This window comes from Gordonia polyisoprenivorans (genome assembly GCF_017654315.1).
GTDB classification, from domain to species: Bacteria; Actinomycetota; Actinomycetes; order Mycobacteriales; family Mycobacteriaceae; genus Gordonia; species Gordonia polyisoprenivorans_A.
In genome coordinates, this window is the sequence record NZ_CP072203.1 from 3,329,666 (window position 1) to 3,350,648 (window position 20,983).

At 66.7% G+C, this 20,983-nt stretch carries 20 protein-coding genes and 7 tRNA genes; 15 read left to right on the plus strand and 12 right to left on the minus strand.

The genetic code is table 11. The features are described from left to right. Positions 1-68: 68 nt before the first annotated feature. From J6U32_RS15045 to J6U32_RS15070, 6 genes are all read right to left on the minus strand, one after another. Positions 69-143, minus strand: a tRNA-Val gene (locus J6U32_RS15045). A gap of 18 nt (positions 144-161) precedes the next feature. After that, positions 162-235 (minus strand) — tRNA-Cys (locus tag J6U32_RS15050). A gap of 22 nt (positions 236-257) precedes the next feature. Continuing rightward, a tRNA-Gly gene (locus J6U32_RS15055) sits at positions 258-330 on the minus strand. Between the two features lie 135 nt (positions 331-465). After that, positions 466-540: transfer RNA gene (locus tag J6U32_RS15060), tRNA-Val, on the minus strand. Positions 541-558: 18 nt separating this feature from the next. Further along, positions 559-632 (minus strand) — tRNA-Cys (locus J6U32_RS15065). A 22-nt stretch (positions 633-654) separates the two neighbouring features. Next, positions 655-727, minus strand: a tRNA-Gly gene (locus J6U32_RS15070). A gap of 254 nt (positions 728-981) precedes the next feature. Between J6U32_RS15070 and J6U32_RS15075 the strand changes: the two genes are divergently transcribed. Continuing rightward, positions 982-1,056: transfer RNA gene (locus tag J6U32_RS15075), tRNA-Val, on the plus strand. Positions 1,057-1,216: 160 nt separating this feature from the next. Continuing rightward, entirely contained in the window at positions 1,217-2,239 is a 1,023-nt protein-coding gene (locus J6U32_RS15080; protein WP_208791047.1) for a hypothetical protein, read from the plus strand. Positions 2,240-2,374: 135 nt separating this feature from the next. Here the strand turns inward: J6U32_RS15080 and J6U32_RS15085 are convergent, their stop codons facing one another. After that, positions 2,375-3,244, minus strand: a complete 870-nt coding sequence (locus tag J6U32_RS15085; RefSeq protein ID WP_244331993.1) for a DUF4238 domain-containing protein — start codon at positions 3,242-3,244, stop codon at positions 2,375-2,377. A gap of 316 nt (positions 3,245-3,560) precedes the next feature. After that, a complete protein-coding gene (locus tag J6U32_RS15090; protein ID WP_208791049.1) occupies positions 3,561-4,157 on the minus strand; it encodes a hypothetical protein in 597 nt (198 codons plus the stop codon). A gap of 338 nt (positions 4,158-4,495) precedes the next feature. Here J6U32_RS15090 and J6U32_RS15095 point away from each other — a divergent pair, with 338 nt between their 5' ends. Beyond that, entirely contained in the window at positions 4,496-5,725 is a 1,230-nt protein-coding gene (locus J6U32_RS15095) for a hypothetical protein (RefSeq protein ID WP_208791050.1), read from the plus strand. 25 nt (positions 5,726-5,750) lie between these two features. Here J6U32_RS15095 and J6U32_RS15100 read toward each other — a convergent pair whose 3' ends face one another. The 4 genes from J6U32_RS15100 to J6U32_RS15115 form a co-directional block, all read right to left on the minus strand. After that, entirely contained in the window at positions 5,751-6,014 is a 264-nt protein-coding gene (locus tag J6U32_RS15100) for a hypothetical protein (RefSeq protein ID WP_208791051.1), read from the minus strand. Next, complete coding sequence (locus J6U32_RS15105; RefSeq protein ID WP_208791052.1) at positions 6,011-6,619, minus strand: recombinase family protein; 609 nt, start codon at positions 6,617-6,619, stop codon at positions 6,011-6,013. The genes J6U32_RS15100 and J6U32_RS15105 overlap by 4 nt, the downstream gene beginning before the upstream one ends. A gap of 178 nt (positions 6,620-6,797) precedes the next feature. Further along, positions 6,798-7,703: a D-hexose-6-phosphate mutarotase gene (locus J6U32_RS15110; RefSeq protein WP_208791053.1), complete on the minus strand. Its 906-nt coding sequence runs from the start codon at positions 7,701-7,703 to the stop codon at positions 6,798-6,800. A gap of 563 nt (positions 7,704-8,266) precedes the next feature. Next, entirely contained in the window at positions 8,267-8,689 is a 423-nt protein-coding gene (locus J6U32_RS15115) for a MarR family winged helix-turn-helix transcriptional regulator (RefSeq protein ID WP_208791054.1), read from the minus strand. A gap of 80 nt (positions 8,690-8,769) precedes the next feature. Between J6U32_RS15115 and J6U32_RS15120 the strand changes: the two genes are divergently transcribed. The 12 genes from J6U32_RS15120 (at position 8,770) to J6U32_RS15175 (ending at position 20,981) form a co-directional block, all read left to right on the plus strand. Then, positions 8,770-9,162, plus strand: a complete 393-nt coding sequence (locus J6U32_RS15120) for a hypothetical protein (RefSeq protein WP_208791055.1) — start codon at positions 8,770-8,772, stop codon at positions 9,160-9,162. 77 nt (positions 9,163-9,239) lie between these two features. Next, a complete protein-coding gene (locus J6U32_RS15125; RefSeq protein ID WP_208791056.1) occupies positions 9,240-10,679 on the plus strand; it encodes a carboxylesterase/lipase family protein in 1,440 nt (479 codons plus the stop codon). A 79-nt stretch (positions 10,680-10,758) separates the two neighbouring features. Further along, a complete protein-coding gene (locus tag J6U32_RS15130) occupies positions 10,759-12,114 on the plus strand; it encodes a glycosyltransferase 87 family protein (protein WP_244332000.1) in 1,356 nt (451 codons plus the stop codon). A gap of 101 nt (positions 12,115-12,215) precedes the next feature. Further along, complete coding sequence (locus tag J6U32_RS15135; protein WP_208791057.1) at positions 12,216-12,629, plus strand: TIGR02611 family protein; 414 nt, start codon at positions 12,216-12,218, stop codon at positions 12,627-12,629. Positions 12,630-12,745: 116 nt separating this feature from the next. Then, positions 12,746-14,815 carry a threonine--tRNA ligase gene (gene thrS / locus J6U32_RS15140; RefSeq protein WP_208791058.1) on the plus strand — a complete coding sequence of 690 codons (2,070 nt, stop codon included), beginning with the start codon at positions 12,746-12,748 and terminating at the stop codon, positions 14,813-14,815. Further along, a complete protein-coding gene (locus J6U32_RS15145; protein ID WP_079929581.1) occupies positions 14,808-15,431 on the plus strand; it encodes an HIT family protein in 624 nt (207 codons plus the stop codon). The genes thrS and J6U32_RS15145 overlap by 8 nt, the downstream gene beginning before the upstream one ends. Before the next feature lie 28 nt (positions 15,432-15,459). After that, on the plus strand, positions 15,460-16,146 hold the full coding sequence (pgsA, locus tag J6U32_RS15150; protein WP_208791059.1) for a phosphatidylinositol phosphate synthase: 687 nt from the start codon (positions 15,460-15,462) through the stop codon (positions 16,144-16,146). A 14-nt stretch (positions 16,147-16,160) separates the two neighbouring features. Beyond that, positions 16,161-17,096, plus strand: coding sequence for a phosphatidylinositol mannoside acyltransferase (locus tag J6U32_RS15155; protein ID WP_208796149.1), 936 nt, complete (start codon positions 16,161-16,163; stop codon positions 17,094-17,096). Beyond that, positions 17,093-18,217, plus strand: a complete 1,125-nt coding sequence (locus J6U32_RS15160; protein ID WP_208791060.1) for a glycosyltransferase family 4 protein — start codon at positions 17,093-17,095, stop codon at positions 18,215-18,217. Before J6U32_RS15155 ends, J6U32_RS15160 begins: the two co-directional genes overlap by 4 nt. Before the next feature lie 24 nt (positions 18,218-18,241). Next, positions 18,242-18,781: an NUDIX hydrolase gene (locus J6U32_RS15165; RefSeq protein ID WP_079929584.1), complete on the plus strand. Its 540-nt coding sequence runs from the start codon at positions 18,242-18,244 to the stop codon at positions 18,779-18,781. 129 nt (positions 18,782-18,910) lie between these two features. After that, the gene (pdxS, locus tag J6U32_RS15170; protein ID WP_208791061.1) at positions 18,911-19,870 is read left to right on the plus strand and encodes a pyridoxal 5'-phosphate synthase lyase subunit PdxS; all 960 of its coding nucleotides are present in this window, start codon (positions 18,911-18,913) and stop codon (positions 19,868-19,870) included. Positions 19,871-19,964: 94 nt separating this feature from the next. Then, positions 19,965-20,981: a PP2C family protein-serine/threonine phosphatase gene (locus J6U32_RS15175; protein ID WP_208791062.1), complete on the plus strand. Its 1,017-nt coding sequence runs from the start codon at positions 19,965-19,967 to the stop codon at positions 20,979-20,981. Positions 20,982-20,983 lie beyond the last annotated feature (2 nt).

The following is a 20,983-nucleotide window of genomic DNA, read 5'->3' on the forward strand; positions in this document are numbered from 1 at the left end:
ACGGCTTGCGGCCAGGCGTGAAAAGAAACGGCCGCTGGGGTGCAGCGGCCGTCGAGTCGTTCTGGTGATGGTGCGCGATACAAGGATTGAACTTGTGACCTCTTCCGTGTCAGGGAAGCGCTCTCCCACTGAGCTAATCGCGCGGGATATGAAATTGGTGGTGGAGGTGGCGACGGGAATCGAACCCGTGTGCACGGCTTTGCAGGCCGTTGCCTCACCACTCGGCCACGCCACCCTATGCGAGTTGCCCCGCGCCGAGCGGATGACGGGATTCGAACCCGCGACCCTCACCTTGGCAAGGTGATGCGCTACCAGCTGCGCTACATCCGCATGCTCGTCGAGTGGACCAGGCCACTCGCGACGTGCTGCGCAACCATATTCGATCGTTCGCCGATACGCCAAATGCGCAGGCGAAAAGAGTCATGACGACAGAAAAAACCCGCCGGGGCTCCGGCGGGTTTTTCGTGGTGCGCGATACAAGGATTGAACTTGTGACCTCTTCCGTGTCAGGGAAGCGCTCTCCCACTGAGCTAATCGCGCGGGATATGAAATTGGTGGTGGAGGTGGCGACGGGAATCGAACCCGTGTGCACGGCTTTGCAGGCCGTTGCCTCACCACTCGGCCACACCACCAGAGGCGAGTCGACTCGCACCGAGCGGATGACGGGATTCGAACCCGCGACCCTCACCTTGGCAAGGTGATGCGCTACCAGCTGCGCTACATCCGCACGCTTCGCGAGCGATCTTGTGGACCATTGTGCTCGCGATGCGGGACAGAACATTATCCGAACGTTACGGAGATACCAAATCGCCTGGTCCGGGACGCGAGCGTGCATGCCGGTGGGGTTGTCGGCCGGACGCGGGTGCGTGTGCGGGTTCGATGGTTCGGGGACGGGACGCGCGGTGGGAGCGATTTTGGCAACCGGGTCACCGGCGTGTAATCTTCTGCCTCGTGCACCGGCGCCCCGAGCGCCGGAAACACGGTCCCGTGGCTCAGTGGAAGAGCGTCCCGTTCACACCGGGAAGGTCGCTGGTTCGATCCCAGCCGGGACCACCAGGTCAGAGGTACTTTCTGACCATCTCGTGCAAATAACGTGCAATAACGGCGGCGTTGACCGCCGTCAGCACGGCCTCGAATCTCCCTGCGCAGGTGCGCTATTCGACACACCGCCTCGCGCGTCGGTGGCTCTGTCAGTGGGCCGTGGAACGCTGGCGTGGTGACTGACCAGCCCATCGACTTCGACCGCCTCCGCTACATGCGCTGCGGGACCTGCGCCCATGAATGGGAGGTCGACGCCGAGTGGCTTGACCGCTTCGATGCCGGCGATGAGCCGTGCCCGAAGTGCGGCACCGACTGCACGAGCGAGGACCGCCCAGACTTCTGGGTGCGCCCGCAGGACCCGGCGCACGACGACACCGTGAGGGCGCGGTACTGGTACCACTCCTCGACCCACGCCGTCTGGCCCGACAGGGACTTTGACCCCGCCGCGCAACTCACCGAGGTCGGCAGGCAGCGGATGGAACAAGACGGACTCCGCCCGGGCGCGGTCGAGCGCTGGGCGGCGCGGCAGAAGTCCAAGGCGCTCCACCTCGGCACCTACGAGGCCGCCATCGAGAACATGCTCCGCAGGATGGACAACCAGAGTGACGCGGCGAGCCAGTTCTACCTCCACCGCGTTCAGCTCCGGTCCGATTGCGCCATCGAGCCGGGCATCCACCGGGAGCCGACCGACTTCGTGGGCGACTCGCACCTGGAGGGCAAGTGCGGCCCGGGCGTCAACGTGCTCCGGTATGTGAATGTCCACGAGGACCCGTCCAACGTGTCGCTCGCCATCGAGATCAGCGCAGTGTGGAGGGTCCAGAGCATCGCGATTCCCTTGCCCGTCCACGCCGACGACCCCGGGCTGCGCGACACCACGGCCCGGCTCCTCGCCGCAGCGGCTAGACCGATGGAGCAGGCGCCGCACCAGGATGACGACGACAGCCCTCTCGAACGGCTGCTGCGCCGCCACCGCACGCCGCGAACACCACTCGCGTCCGAGGCTGGCCAACTCCTGCACGAAACCTCTGACCTGCTGCCGTCGCCGCGACGGTCTCGGCTCAATGTCGAGTTCGACGAGGCCGGGTTCGCCGCTGACCCGAGCGCCTATCCCGCGAAGCTCATCGGGTTGGTCCGGCTGGTCAGCGATCCGCAGGCCGTCCTGGACGCACTGTCCGAGCGGCCGTGGCGGATCATCTAAGTAGTCGAACCCGCGCAGGGTGACGTGGACGCCCTGCACACTGCTTCTGCGGAACGCCGCGAGGTCGCGGGCAAGGTCCCGGCGGGCGATTCACCCCGCGCGGGCCGAGTCCGCTTCGCCCCTCAAGTAGGTGGTCTAGGTTAGGCCCGACATGTCGGGCGTCGGACGGTGTAGACCTCGCGAGCAGAGAACTACATCGGGCTTTGCAGCGAACGTGTCTGAGAACTGCACCACGCAGCCGGGATGCGGAACGTAGTCGCCGCCCGGCCCGCGGTCTGAACAACGGAGCTGTGCCTGAGCGCGCCTACCACCGAAGCGCTTGCAACTGGACAGCCTCTCCGACTGCGCTGCACCGGCTAGAACCATTCGCTCGCGACCCTGGAGCACCGAGTCTCGAACCAAACCCACATCCTTGCCCGTGGCATCTCGAATTATCGCGTTCTGGCCCACCGAATCACGGCTGAGAACGACCACGCGGCGCGGGCTGATAGGCCAGATAGTCCAAGGAGCGTTGAGCAACGGCGGACGATAGCCACCTTTGGAGAATGGAACGAGGACCGGGGCATCGCAGGTCATGAATCGTTCTTGCGGGTCCTCCCACACCTCAATCTGTCGACCGAGGAATACGTCAGCGGCGCTGAAAAGGGCGCGGAAGATGGATTGTGTCTGCGTTCCCGCCGCCTTCAGATCATCCTCGGCCAGTGGTGTCATCGACGGGTCCTGCGCGGCCAACCATGCGGAATACTGATTGTGGATTCGCCGCTGTTGTGTCGTTCGCATCCGCTGCGCCGCGACTGAGAGACAGAGAATTTGGAAGTCGTCCAGTGTCAGAGTGTTCGAGTCGGTCAAATCGTCGAATAGTTTCTGTATTCGGACCAGCTCTGAGTCGACCACGCCGAACATTAGTTCGACGCCGTTGTGTGGGCCGTCCAGGCCGACCACACGATAGAAGTTCTCACCGACGCACAGGTCGGATACGCCTGTTGGAATGACTCTCCCCGTCACTGTGTCGAGGGTCCAGACCCGGCGTCGGCGCTCGTCGAACGTCCATCGCCTCATTTACGCCTGGGGCACATAGTGGTGGCGCTTGGTGTCCTCAGCTTCGTCACGCCGGTCGATCTGCGAGCGGAGCCGGTCCCTGTAGCTGCGTGCGGCGTCGGTGAGACTACGGCCTCCGGCGGTGTGTGGCACGAGTCCCCACGGGTTGGGGACGCGCGAAACTGTCCAGCCATCGGCAGTCGAAAACTCATCTCGCACCCGACGAGCTTAAATGCCTGCCCCGACATTGGCTGCCGCGGTCGCTGACCTCAGATCGGAGGGCTCACGGCAATTGAGCGACGACGGTGAACGTTCCGGGCGCACTGCCGGAGCGGATCACCGCGAGGGCGTCGTGGTGTCCATCCTGGTCGTCGCGGGGGAGTTTCAGCGCGGTGTCCACGTCGGCCTGGGTTGCTGATCCGTGGCGGTAGACGTGGTTGGCGAGCGCGGTGATCGAGGCCCAGCAGGTGGCGATGAGGCGGGGTACTTCGGTGGGCCGGGTGTCGCCTGCGGCGGTCATGGCGGCGAGGTCTTCGGTGCCGTCGAGGGCGCGGCGGATCGCTTGTGTGGTTGGCGGGCCGCCGTGGAGGTGGAACTGTTCGGCGTAGGGGCCTGCGTAGCACACCGCCGCCCGGTCCCGGTCGTTGAAGCGGGTGGAGTAGGCACAGCTGCCGTTGCGGTGCGGGTGTGCGGGGTCGGTGCCGAGGGTGACCTTGGTGACCCGGTGGCCGAGGACGGCGGCGGTGATGGCGTGGGCGGACTCGTGAATTGCGTTGCGGTAGCGGGCTTTCTGGGCCGGGTTTATCGTCGAGGTGTCTGGCGCGACCGGCGCGGAGGTGTTGCGCCGTGGCTTGCGTGCGGTGTGCGTGGTGGTCGTCATGGGGCGCGGCTCAGGAGTTGCAAACACGCAATACGCAATGCGTGGATGGAGGGCTCGGGGGGACCTTGACGAGGTCGGATGCCAGTCCTGCCACTCGACGTAGACCGTCCGACGACCCTATGCCTGATCTGTGTGTTTTGCGGTCCGCTCTCCGAATGACGACGGTCCGGCATCTCCGGCGCATCATCGGACATCGCCGGATCCGCGACATAAGCTGACCGACCTGAACGGGGGTGTTCGGACCGGGGTGGCTCGATGCGTGGAAGTCCGATCATCAGATGTAAGAACATCTTTCGTCGTTCACGACGCAGAATTTTCGGAAAGATTGAGGTCAGCGCATGCTCGTAGATGAAACCCTATGGCAGGATCTGCCCAACGAGGTGGCTGCGGCGGTGTTCGCGCCGTGGCCGAATGTTGTTCGCTGGGGGCGTCGTCGGGCTCAAGAAGCCGATGTGCCCGCAACCATCGACGAAGGCTGGGACAAGTTCGCCTACATCGTCAGCTGTCTCGCCCAGGGCAGCCGTTCCATGAGTGCGAACATCCATGTTGACGGTGAATGGAAGGGTCCCGATGTCGAACTACCCCAGGTGGTCGACGATGTCGTCGACGAGGCGCATGCAGGCATCGACGCGGAGCACTTCCCGGCAGCGATCATCGTCTGCGCGGACAAGGTCACCGGCACGGCTCGCCGCGCCGTCGTCACCGGACCCGCCGTCTGGCGATGGTGCGTGTGGTTGGGTGATGAACTCGACGCCTACCTGTCGGATCTCTTCGGAGAAGTTGTGGCGCAACCTGATTCCCGTTGGGAGCCGCTGACCGTCGAGCATGTGGTGCGGCCCGGTGCGCTCGCACGATTGCGTACGTCCGCGGTGACCGCGGAGGGAATCGAGGTCACCGTTGCCCCGAGCGTCACGCCGTGGGGTGACAACCGTTACCTGATCCTCGACAATGGACCGGGTGTCGCCGGCGACATCCGGATTTGGCCCGAAGGGGTCGGCAACGACGTTCAACCGGTACGTGTCAGCGTCGAATGCCTCGAAGCACAGGAGGTGTATCCGCCCTCGCACAGCACCGGCGAGTCGACCCAGGACCTCGTCGGACGATGGCGCCTGCAGTCCGTCGAAGCAGTCGAACTCGACTGGAGCGAGGACCTTGCCGAGGACGCGAACGATCAATGGCTCGACGGACAGCCCGATCCCGACAGCGCGGTGTGCAATTCCACGGCTCCCATCGAGGCGCCGTTCGCCGTCGAGCTGACGATTCGGTCCGACGGTTCGTTCCACGAACTCGCCGACGGCACTGATCCCGAGATCCCCTTCTGGTCCGGAGAGGGTGCGCTCGAAGGCCTGGGCTACACCTTTCATGGTTTTCTCGGGACGGAAGACGGCCGTGACCACGTGCTGGACTACGAGGAGTCCGGGTACCCGCCGACGGTCCGCCGATGCGATGACATCGAGATCGTCGAGGAGCTTGTTCGCGAGGGCACCACTGTGACCCGCATCCAGAACGTGGTCGTCGATGGCATGTATCGGTATCGCGTGATCTTGCGGTACATGCTTGCTTCGTGACGGTTATCTGCGGCCGGTGTGGAACTCAGCGCCGCGAATGCCGACTATATCCGTATAGGGCTGCGCGATAACCACGTTCGTAGCTTTGGGTGATCTGGGGGATCTCGCCGGCGGCCAACGCCGCCGTCGCGTGATTGGCGGCCCAGGCACGCGGCAAGGACGCGAGGTAGTCCGATGCCTCGTCGTATCCGCGCTGGAATTCCGCCTCGTCGAGAGTCGGGTCGCTGATCGCCGACTCCGGCGGGATGGCGGTCGGGAAGGCGAGTACGCGGGAGTTGCTGGTGGTCATCGGGTGGTCCTCTTCTCGGCGAGAGTTCTGTACAGGGTGGCGCGGCTGACCCCGAGGGTCGTGGCAATGGTCGGAACGGGATCTCCGTTGTCCCGCATGCGTTGTGCGAGTTCGACCTGGTCGTCGGTCAGCGCACGGGGGCGTCCGAGCGGGGAACTTCCGCTGTGTCGGGTCGGCCTGGGTTGGGTTCGTTGGCGTGTTCGGGCGGCCTCGTCGTTCACCACGGCCAGTGAGGCGAGGACGCCGACGAGCGTCGCTCCGACGTCGTCGTCGGTACGCAATCGCTCGCGAATCGAGCGGACACCGATACTGCGGTCGTCGAGGGTGCGCACGGTCGAGAGCAACTCCGGGGTGCTGCGTCCGAGCCGGTCCATCCCGACGACCACGACGGTGTCACCGGGGCGGGCGTAGCCGAGCAGCGCGTCGAGTCCCGGGCGGTGTGCGGTGGGGGAGTCGTGGCGCGAATGGTCGGAGTACACGCGCTCCGGGTCGACGCCGTTGTCGATGAGCAGATCGATCTGCTCATCGAGTGCAGGGGAGTCCGAACTCTCCCGCGCGTAACCGAGGAGCATCCCGGGTTGCGCTCCCGGATCGGTGGTGGCCATGCCGACGAGATTATCTCAAAAGGTGGGCTACTGAGATGAGACACGCGGTGAGATTTGAGACGAACGAGGCCGATGGCGATCGTCAGTTCGATAACGCAGTCCTGAGAATTACTTCCGGCTATTGGATCCTGACGGCGTTCCAACGAGTTTTGAGACTTACGAGATTCGATACCCGGAGTTATGAGACGGGCGCGACGGAGATGGTCTGCCACATGGAGTAGGTGGCCCCGGCGGGAACCTCGACGACGTCGGGGCCGGCATTGGCCGTCTCGACACACACGAACTCGCGCCAGTGCGGACCGACATCGGCCATGCCCGCGGCGACGTCCGCACCGGGATTCCAGACGACGGCCGTGCGCGCCTGGCGTCCACGGATCTCGATGACCCGACCGAAGCCGGGGTCGACGATCCGGTAGGTGCCGCCCGCCCCCGGGTACAGGCGATCGCTGCGCGCAGGGGAACTCGGCAACGTCCATTCACCGTGCTGCGGATGGATCGCGCCGCTGTCGAATTTGTCGGCGTAGTTCAGCCCGGCCAACCCCTCGACGCGGACATCAGCGACGTCGGAGACGCGAAAGTAGTTGTGCAGCGCCTCGGTGAGCCGCGCAGGCGTCGTACCCGGGTTGTGGGTGTGGATGCCCTGCTCCAACGTTGCGCCGACCCGCACGGTCATCGACAGGCGCAGGCCGAGGTGATCGAGTCCTTCGGGTGCCAGCGAGACCTCGACCTCGCCGGTCTCAACGACCGCGGATCCGGTGATCGCCCATCGTGCGGTGCGCGCGTAACCGTGCGAGGGAACGTCGCCGGTCTGGCCCTCGCGTGCGAAATACGGCCAGCAGACCGGGATTCCGCCGCGGATGGGCGTCGGCAGATCGGCCAACACCGGGGACGCCCACAACACGTCGTGGCCCGTTCCGACGGGGCGGAACGACAGCACCTGCCCGCCGAACACCGAAATCGCCGCCCGCGCGTTCGGCGTCTCGATGAGGTGGGCGTCGAGCCCGTGAACAGTGCCCGGACGGATCTGCCGGGAACGGTGGGAGGAACTCTCGCCCGATTCGGTCACCGGACCAGCGTGACACATCGTGACGATCCATTGACCGATGTGGCCGACGCGCCGGCCTACCGGGCACTGTCACACCGAGGGTTGCGCGCTGCCGGTGACCGGTCGTCGTTCTGAACCAGCAGACGACGTGGCCGTCGGCGTCGCGCATGACGGCTTTGCCAGTTCACTCCAGGGTTGGTTGCTCGGCGGGTCGATCACTCGATTGCCTTGCGTGTTCCACGCTGCCACGCTGCCACGGTGGCGTCGAGGTCGTCGATCGCGAAGGTGATCGCTGCCGCAGCCATCACCACGCTCCACCGGATGCTCGTGCAGCATCACCTGCAGATCACCGGCATGGAGGACGTTACGAAGTCGGTGGCGCCGTCAACCACCACCCGCAACGTGTCCCGGTAGAAACGCAGGGGTGGTCGAGGTCGGTGGTGGAGACCACTATGCAATGAACGCGAATGCTGGTGGACGATTCGCGGGGCATGGCCCCCGACCACCATTGGTCAGCAGCGTCTCCATCGATTGCTGTTCGGCACGGTCACTCGGTTACACCAGGGTGTCGTCTCCTGTGACCGGATGCCCGGCACGACTTGTCAGCACTCGCTCATCTTCACCAGCAACCTCAACAACTCGGTGGCCTCACGAGGAGACAACGGCGCGAGCACCTCTTGCTGGACGCTATTGAGCGCTGCACATAGGCGAGGTAGCAATCGGCGGCCGGGATCGTCGAGGCCGACGATCTTTCGCCTGGCGTCGCGCGGGTCTGCGTGGCGGCTCACAAGAGACCGCGACGTCAGGAGGTCCACGCAGGTTGCCACATCCTTGCGGTCCAGGTCGAGTCGGCGGCCCAGGTCGGCCTGGGTCATCTCGCCAAGCTCGTGTAGGGCTGCGAGCACCCGAAAGTGCACCGGGCGAAGCTGCCAGGGCGTGAACGCCGCCGACAGCTTCTTGTGCGCGCTGCTGCTGGCGCGGGCCAGCAGCCAGGTCGGGGTCTTCTCGATGCGGCTGATCGACATCGGATCAGCCTAGACCCTTGTTGGCTCCGCCAACGAAATGTATGTTGGTTCCACCAACGAATATCGAGAAGGAGAGTTCGATGACCCCTCTGGGACCACAACTGATCGGTGAGACCGAGAAGGGGCTGAATGCAGTGCTGCGGCGCATACTCCAGGGAACCGGCCTCAGCGAACCCGAGTGGGTTGTGCTGCGCCTGGCAGTTGGTAACGATGCCGGTGGCGATCTGGGGGCACTGGTGGCGCACAAGACGCACCTTGCCGACGCGCGAGAGCTCGTTGAAGCGCTCGCAGGCCGCGGTCTCGTGGCCGGCAACACAGCGTCGGCTCGAGGTCGCGCGCTGGTCGCCGAGAAGCTCCGCGAGATCGCCGAGGTCACCGCGTCCATCTGGGAAGGGCTGGACGCCGGTGATGTTGCCGCTACGGAGAGGACACTTCAGGTGATTGCCGCGCGGAGTAGGGCGCTCCTGGCCTGACCGGCACTTGCCGAGATCCGGAGGGCTCCCCGCGATGTCCGCCGATTTCACGGGGCGGCGGCGTAGCGTCGGCGGGTATGACCCGCGCTGATGTTCACGCCCCCGTCGTCTCGATCGCCGGCGGCGCACTCTCCGGCAGCACCACCGATGGGATCTCCGCATTCCTCGGAATCCCTTACGCCGCACCGCCGGTCGGGCCCGATGCGTTTGCCGCACCCAAGCCTGCACCGTCGTGGGACGGGGTTCGGGATGCCACCGCCTACGGCCCGACCGCACCACAGGCGCCGTACCCCGCGCCAATCGCCGCACTGCTCGACAACGTCATCGTCGATGGCGACGACTACCTGAACCTGAACGTCTGGACCCCGGATCCGGGCGGCGCCGGGCTGCCGGTGATGGTGTGGATTCATGGGGGTGCTTTCACCCGTGGTTCCAACCGGATCACGATGTACGCCGGGGACACCTTCGCCCGCGACGGCGTCGTCTGCGTCGGCATCAATTATCGGCTCGGCACACCGGGATTCGCCTCGGTCGCGGGCGCTCCGGAGAACCGCGGACTGCTCGATCAGATCGCCGCGCTGCGTTGGGTGCGGGAGAACATCTCCGCATTCGGCGGCGACCCCGACAACATCACCGTCTTCGGCGAGTCCGCCGGCGCCATGAGCGTCGCCTCGCTGCTGTCCTCGCCGCGCGCGGACGGATTGTTCGGACGGGCGATCATGGAGAGCGGCAACGGCAATGCGGCCGCCGACCCCGCCGACGCGCGCAAGGTCACCGACCGGCTCGCGGCGCTGCTGCGCGTGGACGCCACCGCCGACGCACTCGGTCAGGTCTCCGGCGACGAGCTGCTCAAGGCGCAGACCCAGGTTGCACTCGAACTCATGCTGGCCCCCGATCCGCAGGTGTGGGGCGAGTCGATCGTGAAGGTCGGCCTCGGCATCATGTCGCAGTTCCCGGTGATCGACGGCGACGTGCTCACCGCCCGGCCGGTCGACGCCATCGCGGCCGGGGCCGGCGCCTCGGTGCCGTTGCTGGCCGGCTGGAACGCCGACGAGTTCCGGTTTTTCATGGTGGCCACCGGTGGGGCGTCGGCGGTCACGGAGGAGGGGGCGGCGGCGATGCTCGGCTCGACCGACGGTGGTGCCGAGTTCCTGCGGGACCGCCTCGACGCGGGCGTCAGCGCCGGCGACGCGCTGAGCGAGGCCCTGAGCCGGGCCGCGTTCTCCGGCCCGACCACCACTCTCGCCGAGGTGCGCGGCAGTGCTCAGGGAGACCGGGCCTCCACCCATCTCTACGAGTTCGGATACGAGAGCCCGCAAGGTGACATCCGCGCCGGGCACGCGGTCGAGATCCCGTTCGTCTTCGATCACCTCGACGAGGCGCACGCGCTCGTCGGCCCCGAACCCGACCAGAAGATCGCCGACGACATGCACGCCACGTGGGTGCGGTTCGCCACCTCGGGCGATCCCGGATGGTCGCCGTACGGTACGGGCGGCGAGATCCACCGTTTCGCCTGAATACGTAACCCGCTCACATCGTCGGCGTGTCGGCCACGCAGTCCTCTGATCGACCGAGGATCGTCGTACGGTGTTACCCATGCCGAGCAGCGCGACCCTCGTCGGGCGGCAACCCCGCTCCGTCGGGTGGGGGCTGGTCGGGCTTGCCGCAATTGCGGCCATCGCGGTGTTCGTCTGGCAGATCACCGTCATCCCGATGCACAATCCCTTCTACGGCCTGCTGCACAACGGAGTGGATCTGCGCGTCTATCGCGCCGGTGGGCACACCGTGCTCACCTCGGCGCCGTTGTATCACCACTCGCTGATCTCCGATCTGGACTTCACCTATCCGCCGTTCGCCGCGGTGATCTTCGCGCCGCTGTCCCTCATCGGTTTTGCAGGCGCAAAACTGTTGTGGTGGGCGGCAATCGGCGTCGTCCTGGTGATCACCGTGCTCCTCGGGTTCCGCAGTCTGGGCTACCGAGCCGACGCGCGGCTGTGGACGTTGTCGGTGCTGCTGGCCGTCGCCGTCACCGCGCTCGAGCCGGTGCGCACGACGATCTGGCTCGGCCAGATCAACGTGTTCCTCATGTTCCTGATCCTCGCCGACCTCGTCTTCTGTGACCTGAACCGGCCGAATTCCCGTGTCCGGGGCTTCTGGGTGGGCATTGCCGCGGGAATCAAGCTCACCCCCGGATTCTTCGTTCTCTATCTGCTCGCACTCCGTCGCTGGCGCGCCGCAATCGGGGTGGTCGTGGGCTTCGCGGTGACCGTCGCGGTTGCCTTCGTCGTCATTCCGGGCGACTCCCGCGACTACTGGACCACCTACCTCGGGTCGGCCGACCGGGTGGGTCGCGTCGATTCACCGGCCAACCAGTCGATCAACGGTTTTCTCTCGCAGTTGCTCGCCTACTTCGGTGCGACCTCCTTCCGTCACCCGTATCCCGATGGCGGGACCGTGTTCGAGGCGCCCGCGTGGATGTGGGTGCCGGTCGCCGCGGTGGTCGTGGTGGTGGGCCTGTGCGCTGCGGTCCTCGCCTATCGCCGGGGCTGGCGGTTGTTGTCGGTCACCATCACCGGCATGACCGCGGCGGCGGCATCGCCGTTCTCGTGGGGCCACCACTGGGTGTGGTTCGTGCCGTTGCTGATCGTCGCGATCGACGTGGCCTACCGAGGCACTCTCGCCGACCGCCGGCGCCTGTGGTGGTGGGTCCTGCCGGTCGCGTTGGTTCTCGCCACGTTCGCCTGGTCGTACAACTGGTGGACCAGCGGGCGCTATCAGAGTTCCGATCACGCCATCGCGATCGGCGTGTTCATGATGCCGCGCTGGCCGAACGTGCATTGGTACGACGGTGCGGCCGTCGTCTTCTATTCGGGTGCCTACGTCGCGGTGCTGCTCGTCACCATTGCGGTGACGCTTGTCGTCGGCCTCTCCCGACGCTCGGTATCCGACTAACCCGACATCGATCGGTATCCTGGCGGCACGCCGGACGACTCCGGCGATCACACGGATCGAACCGACAATCGGGATCGACCAGAGCAGGACGGGAGTCGACAGTGCGGGCGTGGGAACGACTTCGCATCTGGGGACGGCAACGCCGCTACATCGTCCGGCGCGACCCCCGACTGAATCTGACCTACCGGATCGGCGTCGGCGTGGTTGGCGCGATCGTTCTCGCCGGCGGAATCGTCGCCATCCCGTACCCCGGGCCCGGTTGGCTCATCGTCTTCCTCGGTCTGGGCATCCTCGCGTCGGAGTTCGAGTGGGCGCATCGGTTGCTGCGCTTCGCCCGCGGCCGCTATGACGCCTGGCTGGAGTGGATGAAGCGCCGGCACTGGTCGGTGCAGGGGATGTTCGGGCTGGCCACGTGTGTGGTGGTGCTGGCCTCACTGTGGGTGCTGGGCGTGTTCGGAACGGTCGCGGGATGGTTCGACGTCCACGCCGATTGGGCCGAGAGCCCGATCCTGTGACGCGCGGCCCATCCTCCGGCACGCCCGCGTACCCGGCGCGGATACGATCGACCACGAAATCGAAAATTCGGCGGCACCGGCGACCGGTGCCGCCACATGTGTGAGGAGCGTTCGCCGTGCCCGACGATCTCAAGGTGAGTCACCCAGCCACGATCCGTGTGCCTGCTGGGACCACCGCGGGCACCGCGCTGCGTGAGCACGACCTGCCCAACAAGGGGCCGCAGGCGATCGTCGTCGTCCGCGACGCGGCCGGCGACCTGCGCGATCTGTCGTGGATCCCGGAACTCGACACCGACGTCGAGCCCGTCGCCGCCGACACCGAGGCCGGTCGCAGCGTGATCCGGCATTCGACCGCCCACGTCCTCGCGCAGGCCGTGCAGGAACTGTTCCCCGACGCCAAACTCGGCATCGGTCCGCCCATCAAGGACGGCTTCTACTACGACTTCGACGTCGCCGAGCCGTTCACCCCCGAGGATCTCGCCGCCCTCGAGAAGAAGATGAAGCAGATCATCAAGTCGGGCCAACGGTTTTCGCGTCGGGTCTACGCCTCCAAGGATGAGGCCCGGATGGAACTGGCGAACGAGCCGTTCAAGCTCGAACTCATCGACGACAAGGGCGCGGCCGCCGACAGTGAGGTGATGGAGGTCGGCGGCGCCGAACTCACCGCCTACGACAACCTCAATCCCCGCACCGGAGAACGCATCTGGTGCGATCTCTGCCGTGGTCCGCACGTGCCGACCACCAAGTACATCGCGGCGTTCAAGCTCACCCGCAGCTCGGCGGCCTACTGGCGCGGCGATCAGGACAACGCCGACCTGCAGCGCATCTACGGCACCGCATGGGAATCGGCGGAGGCGCAGGAGGCGTACCTGGAGTTGCTCGCCGAGGCCGAGAAACGCGATCACCGCAAGCTCGGCGCCGAACTCGACCTGTTCAGCTTCCCCGATGAGCTCGGTTCCGGCCTCCCGGTCTTCCACCCCAAGGGTGGGATCATCCGCAAGGAACTCGAGGACTACTCGCGCAAACGCCACACCGAAGAGGGCTACGAGTTCGTCAACACCCCGCACATCACCAAATCGCATCTCTACGAGGTATCCGGGCACCTCGAGTGGTACGCCGACGGCATGTTCCCGCCGATGCAACTCGACGCCGAGTTCAACGACGACGGCACGGTGCGCAAACCGGCGCAGGACTACTACCTCAAGCCGATGAACTGCCCGATGCACAACCTGATCTTCCGGTCCCGGGGCCGCTCGTATCGGGAATTGCCGTTGCGGCTCTTCGAGTTCGGCTCGGTCTACCGCTACGAGAAGTCCGGCGTCGTGCACGGGCTCACCCGTGTGCGCGGCATGACGCAGGACGATGCGCACATCTACTGCACACGCGAGCAGATGCGCGACGAACTCCGGTCCCTGCTGACCTTCGTCCTGGACCTGCTGGCCGACTACGGACTCGACGACTACTACCTCGAGCTCTCGACCAAGGACCCCAAGAAGTACGTCGGCGATGACGAATCGTGGGAGATCGCGACCAACACCCTCGCCGAGGTGGCGCGTGAGTCGGGTCTGGATCTCGTACCCGACCCGGGCGGCGCCGCGTTCTACGGTCCGAAGATCTCCGTGCAGGTCAAGGACGCGCTGGGCCGCAACTGGCAGATGTCGACCATCCAGCTCGACTTCAATCAGCCCGCGCGCTTCGACCTCGAATTCACCGGCGGTGACGGCGCCAAACACCAGCCCGTGATGATCCACCGCGCGTTGTTCGGCTCGATCGAACGGTTCTTCGGCGTGCTGACCGAGCACTACGCCGGCGCGTTCCCGGCGTGGTTGTCGCCGGTACAGGTGGTCGGCATCCCGGTCGCCGACACCTTCGCCGATCATCTGCAAGGCGTCGTCGACGACCTCAAGAAACGCGGAATCCGCGCGGAGGTCGACTATTCTGACGACCGCATGCAGAAGAAGATCCGCACCCACACCACCGGAAAGGTGCCGTTCATGCTGCTCGCGGGCGAACGCGATGTCGCCGCAGGCGCGGTGAGTTTCCGCTTCCGCGACGGAACCCAGGTCAACGGCGTGCCCACGGCGCAAGCGGTCGAGACGATCACCGAGTGGATCGGCGCCCGTCGCAACTATTCGCCGACCAGTGAGCTCATCGCCGCCGGGGCGGGTGGGGACCACGATGGCTGAGGACCGGGGAGCCGACCAGCCGAGCGCCAACGAGCAGAGCACCGACGAGCAGATCCGGGACTGCGGCACCGGCGATCCGGATCGGTTGCAGCGGTTGTGGAGTCCGCATCGGATGACCTACATCACCGCCGACCCGCCGGCGACCAAGTCCACCGGGCATCCGTTCCTCGACATCCCGACGATGACCGACGAGGACGGGTTGATCGTCGCGCGCGGTGAGCACGTCTACGCGGTGCTCAACCTGTACCCGTACAACCCCGGGCACACGATGGTCGTGCCGTATCGGCAGGTCGCCGACCTGGAGGCGTTGACGCCGGGGGAGTCGGCCGAGCTGATGGCCTTCACCCAGCGGATGATCCGCACCATCAAGTCGGTCTCGAACCCCAACGCGTTCAACGTCGGTTTGAACCTCGGTTACGCCGCGGGGGGATCGTTGGCCGAACACCTGCACCAGCACATCGTTCCGCGCTGGGTGGGGGATGCGAACTTCATCACGGTGGTCGGCGGCGCGAAGGTCATGCCGCAATTGCTGCGCGATACCCGTCACCTCCTCGCGGAGGCGTGGGAACGGTTCGGTGCAGGTCAAGGGCTCGGCGAGGGGCGGGGCGAGCGGTGAATCTCGATCGGGGAGAAGGAGCGCATCGGTGCTGAGCATCCGGGGCCGCGCGTCGGTGTCGAAGGTGACGCTGCCCATCGGGCGGGCGTTGCTGCGCACCGGACTCACCCCCGACATGATGACGCTCATCGGCACCGTGGCCTCGGTGGCCGCGGCGCTGACGCTGTTCCCGATGGGGCAGTTGTTCTGGGGCACGATGGTCATCTGGCTGTTCGTGATGTTCGACATGCTCGACGGTGCGATGGCGCGAGCCCGCGGTGGTGGCACCCGTTTCGGGTCGGTGCTCGACGCGACCTGCGACCGGATCGCCGACGGCGCGATCTTCGCCGGACTGGCCTGGTGGTGTGCCTGGACCCACCCGCACCAGCTGCTCTTCGTCGCCACCCTGATCTGTTTGGTGACCTCTCAGGTCATCTCGTATGCGAAGGCCCGCGCCGAAGCTGCCGGCCTCGACGGCGACGGCGGTCTCATCGAGCGACCCGACCGGCTCATCATCGTGCTCGTCGGGGCCGGATTGACCGGGCTGGGTCTGTGGTGGGCCATCCATGTTGCGATGTGGTTGCTCGCGGTCGGCTCGGTCATCACCGTCGGTCAGCGCATGTGGTCGATCGCGGCGTCACCCGGCGCGCGTGAACTGATCCCGATGGCCGCGGCAGCCGCCGATTCCGACGGGCCGGACGGGGCCGGAACCGAACCCGGCGCGGACGCCCGGTGAGCGGGTCGACGAGGGTGGGGTCGGCGCTCGAGCGGCTGTCCGCGGGTGCCGCCGACCTCGGCTATCGGGCCGGGTGGGCCGGTGTCCGCCATGCTCCGGACGGACCGGCGCGCGCCGCCTTCGACCGGGCCGGTGCCTTCGCCGGGCGCCGCAATGGCGGACCGGAGCAGTTGCGCCGCAATCTCGCCCGGGTCCTCGGCACCACCGGCGCCCAGGTCCCCGACGACCTCGTCGCCGATGCGATGCGCTCCTATGCGCGGTATTGGTACGAGGCCTTCCGTCTGCCCGCGCAGGACCTGGCGGCCACCGCCGAGACCGTCGTCGTCCCACCCCCTGATCAGGCACGACTCGATGCGGCTCTCGACCGCGGCAAGGGTGTGGTCCTGGCGCTGCCGCACTCGGGCAACTGGGACATGGCGGGCGTCTGGCTGGTGCAGAACCGCGGGAGTTTCGCCACCGTCGCCGAACGACTCAAACCGGAATCGCTGTTCCGTCGGTTCGTCGACTACCGGGAGTCGTTGGGATTCGAGATCTTTCCGCTCTCCGGCGGCGAGCAGCCACCGTTCGGCCTGTTGGCCGAGCGCCTTCGCGCCGGCGGAATCGTGTGCCTGCTCGGCGAACGCGACATCGCGCGCCACGGCGTCCCGGTCACCTTCTTCGGCGAACGCACCCGCATGCCTGCGGGCTCGGCGCGGCTGGCCATCGAGACCGGAGCCGGCTTGTTGCCGGTGCACCACTGGTTCACCGACGCGCCCGGCTCGCAGATCACCGTCAGCAACGAGATCGACGTATCCGTCGGTGTCGAGGCCGCGACCCAGGCGCTCGCCGACACCTTCGCCCAGAACATCGCCGCACACCCCGCCGACTGGCACATGCTGCAGCCCCTGTGGGAAGCCGACTGGTCGGAGCGCCAGCGTGATCGGGTGCACGGGGCCGGGGAGAGCACATGAGGATCGGCATGGTGTGCCCGTACTCGTTCTCCGTCCCCGGCGGAGTGCAGGCGCACGTCGCCGAACTCGCCGCGGTGTTCATCGAACGCGGACACCATGTCAGCGTGATCGCCCCCGCCGACGGTGACACCGACCTACCCGACTACGTCGTCTCCGGCGGCCCGGCGCTCGCCATTCCCTACAACGGCTCGGTATCGCGGGTGAACTTCAGCCCCAACGGATATCGACGACTGCGTCGCTGGATCGCCGACAACCACTTCGACGTGTTGCACGTCCACGAACCCAATTCGCCGAGCCTGTCGATGATGGCACTGATGGTGGCCTCCGGGCCGATCGTCACGACATTCCACACATCTACGTCGAAATCGTTGTGGCTCAGCACTTTCCAAGGCATGCTGCGGCCCTATCACGAGCGCATCTCGGGTAAGATCGCGGTCAGTGAACTGGCACGACGATGGCAGATGGAGTCGCTGGGTTCCGACGCGGTGGAGATCCCCAACGGCATCAACGTCAGATCGTTCGCCGACGCCGAACCCCTCGACGGCTATCCGTGGCCGGGGCGTACGGTGCTGTTCCTCGGTCGCTACGACGAGCCCCGCAAGGGCATCGACATCCTCATGCGCGCACTGCCCACGGTGGTGGAGCGATTCGGCGACCTGCGGGTTCTCGTGGTCGGCGGTGGTAACCAGAAAGCGTTGCGGCGTCGCGCCGGAGATCTCGCCGACCACCTCGTGTTCCTCGGTCAGGTCGACGACGCCACGAAGGCCCGCGCGCTGGCCTCGGCCGAGGTGTACTGCGCTCCGAACCTCGGCGGCGAGAGCTTCGGCATCGTGCTCGTCGAGGCCATGGCCGCCGGCGCGGCGGTGATCGCCAGCAAACTCGACGCGTTCCGGCGCGTGCTCGACGACGGCCGGGCGGGCCGGCTGTTCACGGTCGGCGCCGCCGACGAACTGGCGTCGGGACTGATCGAACTACTCGCCGACGACGACGCCCGCGCCGACCAGGTGCGGGCCGCACGTGCCCGCGCGGCCCGCTACGACTGGTCGCGGGTCGCCGATCAGATCATGCGCGTGTACGAGACCGTCACCGTCGGTGCCGGCCCGGTCGTGGTGTCGGACTGACGTCGTGCCGCACGAACCGAGGGGGTGGAGGAGATGTCGGCGTTGACGATCGTGGTGGTCGTGATCATCGTGGCGATCCTGGTGATCATCGGTGCCTGGGCCTACAGTCGCGCGAATCGGCTCGACCGGCTCAACGTCCGCGTCGACCTCGCCTGGCAGGCGCTGGAGGCGGCACTGGAGCGTCGAACCGTGGTGGTGCGGGTACTCACCGCGTGGATGGAGGACTCCGGTGATCCGGAGATCGCCACCGCCGCACGGCACCTCGCCGCCTGTGCCGACGCCGCCGAGCACGCTCCGCGCGCCTCCCGCGAGGATGCCGAGAATGCTTTGTCCACGGCGCTGAGCAGGGTGGACCCGTCGGTCCGTCCACCCGGACTGATCGCCGAATTGGCCGACGCCGAGACCCGGGTGATGATGGCCCGCCGCTTCTACAACGACGCCGTCCGCGACACCCTCAGCCTGGCCGACCGCTTCCTGGTGCGGTTGTTGCGCCTGGGCGGACGCGCACAGCGACCCGAGTACTTCGAGATCGTCGAGCGGGTGACCCCCGGCACCGCCGACTGAGCGGAGTCGGCCAAACCGAGGTGTGTGGCGAGTGCGCCGGACACCTCACCTATCCTGGTGGGACGCGCTGCGCAGCCGAGGGCTGCGCCGTCGCCGAGACTCGAAGAACCGCGAACCAGGAGACCTCCAGTGAGCCAACCCCAGTCCGGGACCACCCCCGGGTCTGATGCGACGTCCGCGATCAACGGACACCACGGCACCCCCGAGTCCGGACAGGGCACCGCGCGGGTGAAGCGGGGCATGGCCGAGATGCTCAAGGGCGGCGTGATCATGGACGTGGTCACCCCCGATCAGGCCAAGATCGCCGAGGACGCCGGCGCGGTCGCGGTGATGGCGCTCGAGCGTGTGCCCGCCGACATCCGTGCCCAGGGTGGCGTCTCGCGGATGAGTGATCCGGACATGATCGACGGGATCATCGCCGCGGTATCGATCCCCGTGATGGCCAAGGCCCGTATCGGCCACTTCGTCGAGGCCCAGATCCTGCAGAGCCTCGGCGTCGACTACGTCGACGAGTCCGAGGTGCTGACCCCGGCCGACTACGCCAACCACATCGACAAGTGGGCGTTCACGGTGCCGTTCGTCTGCGGTGCCACCAATCTCGGTGAGGCGCTGCGCCGTATCACCGAGGGAGCGGCGATGATCCGGTCCAAGGGTGAGGCCGGCACCGGCGACGTCTCGAACGCGACGACGCACATGCGCAAGATCCGCGACGAGATCCGCAGGCTCACCTCGCTGCCGACCGACGAGCTGTATGTGGCCGCCAAGGAGCTGCAGGCGCCCTACGAGCTGGTTGCCGAGGTCGCGCGGGCGGGCAAGCTGCCCGTCACCTTGTTCACTGCCGGTGGCATCGCGACCCCGGCCGATGCGGCGATGATGATGCAACTCGGCGCCGAGGGCGTGTTCGTCGGATCGGGCATCTTCAAGTCCGGCAACCCGGCGCAGCGTGCGGCCGCGATCGTGCAGGCGACGACCTTCCACGACGACCCCGACGTGCTGGCGAAGGTCTCGCGCGGACTCGGTGAGGCGATGGTCGGGATCAACGTCGACGACATCCCGGCGCCGCACCGGCTCGCCGAACGAGGTTGGTGACCGTCCTGACCGCGAGTATCCGTCGACCGAACGGCTGTTTTCCGGTGTGGTCCGACGCTGTCCGGCGAGGTCTCGCCGGTAGGATCTGCTGACCATGGATTCGGTGAGCATCGTCCGCGACGAGGCGACCTCGGGCACCCACTTCGTGGAGGATCTGCGTCTGGAGTGGGCGGTGCGTTGCAGCGTCGGCCGGGTGCGTGAGACCAACGAGGACGCTGCTCTGGCCATGCCGGGAAAGTACCTGCTGGCCGACGGTATGGGCGGGCACGACAGCGGGGAACTCGCCAGTGAGGCGGCGCTGCTGACGCTGTCGGCTGCCACGAGTGCCGGCGAGCTGATCGAGACGCAGAAGGCCCTCATCGACCTCCTCGACGAGGCGCAGGCCCGGATCTCCGACATCGAGACCTCCTCGGAGCGCCGCGCGGGAACCACGACGACCGGAGCGGTGCTCGTCACCGTCGAGGGGGAGCCGCATTGGCTGATCCTCAACATCGGTGATTCGCGCACCTATCGCTTCCAGCACGGCACCCTGCAGCAACTGACCCGCGATCACTCGCAGGTCCAGGACTTCATCGACGCCGGGTTCCTCACTCCCGAGGACGCCCGCACCGATCCGCGTCGCAACGTGATCACCCGAGCGCTCGGCGCGGGCATGATCGAACCCGTCGCCGACTACTTCAGCACCGTCGCGTTACCGGGCGACATCCTGCTCATGTGCTCGGACGGTTTGACCGGGGAACTGCCCGACGACGAGATCGCCCGCATCCTCGGTGACGCCGACGGAGTGGTCGACGCCGCAGACCAACTCGTCGACGCCGCACTCGAACTCGGCGCTCACGACAACGTGACCGTCATCGTCGTCGAGGTCCACGAATCGGTTCCGACCATCCGGATGCCCGCCGTCAACGGTGATGCGGACGGCGCTGTGGTGGACGGTGCTGGGGTGGACGGCACCGCCATCGACGGAGCAACGGGCTCTGACGCAGGGACCGCCGGCGCAGGGGCCGATGAGGCAGGGGCCGAGGACGCCGAAGCAACAGCGGACGAGACGACCGTGGCCGACGGGACCGCAACCGACGGGGGCGACGCGGAGCCCACGCCGGAGAAGTGATC